Source organism: Streptomyces oceani, from assembly GCF_001751245.1.
Classification (GTDB): domain Bacteria; phylum Actinomycetota; class Actinomycetes; order Streptomycetales; family Streptomycetaceae; genus Streptomyces; species Streptomyces oceani.
The window spans coordinates 1-2,883 of the sequence record NZ_LJGU01000165.1 but is presented as its reverse complement, the minus strand read 5'-3'; the positions used below and the strand labels follow the sequence as shown (position 1 = coordinate 2,883).

General features: G+C 72.9%; 1 protein-coding gene and 2 pseudogenes. All 3 read left to right on the top strand.

Annotated elements, in window-relative coordinates:
* Window positions 1-788, top strand: a pseudogene (locus tag AN216_RS26025) (Gfo/Idh/MocA family protein); the annotation flags it as partial.
* 253 nt (window positions 789-1,041) lie between these two features.
* A pseudogene (locus AN216_RS31345) lies at window positions 1,042-1,278 on the top strand (gfo/Idh/MocA family oxidoreductase); the annotation flags it as partial.
* Between the two features lie 586 nt (window positions 1,279-1,864).
* Window positions 1,865-2,883, top strand: a 1,019-nt coding sequence (locus AN216_RS26015; RefSeq protein WP_070199185.1) for an FAD-dependent monooxygenase, incomplete at its 3' end; no start/stop codon positions are given.

Genomic DNA, 2,883 nt, shown 5'->3' with positions numbered 1-2,883 from the left:
AGCAGCACGCGCACCGGCCCGGCGCCGGCGCCCGGGTGGTGGCCTGCGCGGACCCGCATCCGCGCGGACAGCGGGCGGCGCGGGAACTGTTCGGCCACACGGTGGCCGTCCACCCGGACCACGAGGCGCTCCTCGCCGCCGAGCGCCCGAACGGGCTGGACGCCCTCATGGTGCTGACCCCGGACCACCAGCACGTGCAACCCGTGCTGGACGCCCTACGGGCCGGCGTCGCCGTCTTCGTGGAGAAGCCGCTCGCCCTGACCGGATGGGACTGCGACGTGATCCTGCGCGCCGGCATGGAGACCGGCAGCCGGCTCTACGTCGGGCACAACCTGCGGCACGCGCCGGTGATCCGGCGGATGCGGCGGCTCGTACGGGAGGGCGCCATCGGCCGCGTACGGGCCGTGTGGTGCCGGCACTTCGTCGGGCACGGCGGTGACTTCTACTTCAAGGACTGGCACGCGGACCGGGGCAACACCAACGGCCTGCTGCTGCAGAAGGGCGCGCACGACCTGGACGTGCTGCACTGGCTGGCCGGCGGCTTCACCCGCGAGGTCACGGCGCTGGGCGAACTGGCCGTCTACGGCGACATCGACGACCGTCGGGACCGCGCCGACGAGCGGATGGGCGACTGGCACGACCCGGCGGCGAACTGGCCGCCGACCGCGCTGACCGGGTTGAACCCGGTGGTCGACGTGGAGGACGTCAGCATGCTGACCGGGCGGCTCGACAACGGCGTGCTGGTCAGCTACCAGCAGTGCCACTTCACCCCGGACTACTGGCGCAACTACACCGTCATCGGCGATCATGGCCGGCTGGAGAACTTCGGCGACCTGGAAGGCGCCGAGATCCGGGTCTGGAACGCCCGCCGCTCGGGCTACCGCGCCGACGCGGACCAGGTCGTCACCATCCCGCCGGCCGGCGACTCCGCGCACGGCGGCGCGGACGCGGAACTCGTCGCGGAGTTCCTGCGGTTCGTCGCGGACGGCGGNGGGCTACCGCGCCGACGCGGACCAGGTCGTCACCATCCCGCCGGCCGGCGACTCCGCGCACGGCGGCGCGGACGCGGAACTCGTCGCGGAGTTCCTGCGGTTCGTCGCGGACGGCGGCGACACCGAGACCTCGCCGGTCGCCGCCCGCGAGGCCGTCGCCGCGGGCGACGCGGCCACCCGCTCCCTGCGCTCGGGCGGCGGCCCGGTACGGATCACGCCGCCGGCGGAGGAGCTGCGTACGTACTACGCCGGCGGGCAGCACGGACGCGGGCGGCACGGCGACTGAGCCGCCGGGCGGGCGCCGCGGGGGTGTGAGCCGAGTCGGGGCGACCTTGCTTCGTAGCGTGAGGCAGCTGGTCGGTGGTGCTTTGTTGCCGAATCCCGTCGCCGAGGGAAGCGCGATGCGAGAATGAATGACCCTCCCGCACCCTCCCCCCATCCGGGGTGGTCCGGTGTCCTCGGACGAGCGTGCGGGTGGCCACCGGTGACAATTCCGGCACGGTCATCTCCGGAGATCGAAACCGGATCGCGCAACACACTGTCGTACTGCCGAAAGGCGGACTGTCGGCCGCGGTTGAGGACGGTTCCGTGGCACGGGTGAACAACCTGCCCGCTCCGGACAGTCGCGTGTTCAACGGACGTGCGGACGCCTTGGACCAGCTGGGTCGACTGCCCTCCGCAGGGACCGGGATCGGGCCCAACCTCGTGGTCGGGAGAGCGGTCGCCGATGCCGCGCGCCGGGTGTCCCTGCCAGCGGCTGCGGCGGCGTGACGGCCAGTCAGTGGCGTAGGGCGAGCCGCACCCGCCAGTGCCTTGGCAACGGGCGTGTGCGAGTCTCGCAGGAGACCGGTACGTCGTGAGGGAGCAGGTCCATGGGTGGAGGCAAGGTCGCCATAGTCGGCGGCAGTATCGCTGGTTGCGCCATGGCGCTGGCCGCGGCACGGGGCGGCGCGGAGCGGATCACGGTGTTCGAGCGCGCGGGCGCCGAGCTGCGCGACCGCGGCGTGGGGATCGGGGTGCACAACGACCGGTACGCCGAACTCGAGGCCGCCGGTTACATGTCCGACGCCATGCCCTGGGGGCCGCTGCACCGGCGGCTGTGGACCGTACGGGACGGCGAGTCGGACCTCGGCCGGACTATCGCCACTCAGCCCTTCCCCTTCCGCGCGTACAACTGGGGTTCGCTGTGGAGCGAGCTGCGGCGGCGGGTGCCCGACGGCACCGACTTCCGCTCGGAAACCCACGTCACCCGCGTGGAGACCGACGCGGACGGGGCCATCGTGCGGCTCGCGGACGGCAGTCAGGAGCACTTCGACCTGGTGATCGGCGCCGACGGCTACCGCTCCGTGGTCCGGCAGGCCATGCTCCCCGAACTCGCGCCCGCCTACGCCGGCTACCTGGGCTGGCGCGGTACGTCCGCGACGCCCGCGAACATGCCCCCGGGCGGGGAGGAGGAGGCGCGGCTCGTCGTCTTCCCCGGCGGCCACTGCATGATGTACCTGATACCGGACGGCAAGGAAGGGCACCGCATGAACTGGGTGCTCTACACGCACCCACCCGCCGACTCCGGCCTCGACACGGAGCTGCGCACCCCGACCTCGCTGCCGCCCGGCCGGGTCGCGACGGAGCTGACGACGTACCTCCGTGACCTCGTGGCGGAGCACTTCCCGCCGTACTGGCGGGACTGCGTGCTGAGCAGTCCGGAGGAGCGGACGTTCATCCAGCCCATCTACGACCTGTCGATACCGCGGTACGCCAGCGGGCGGCTGCTGCTCTCCGGCGACGCGGCCACGGTGGCCCGACCGCACATCGGCGGCGGCAGCGTGAAGGCCCTGCAGGACGCCGCGGCGCTGGAGACCGCCTGGCGCGCGGGCGGCGACTGGCAGGACAT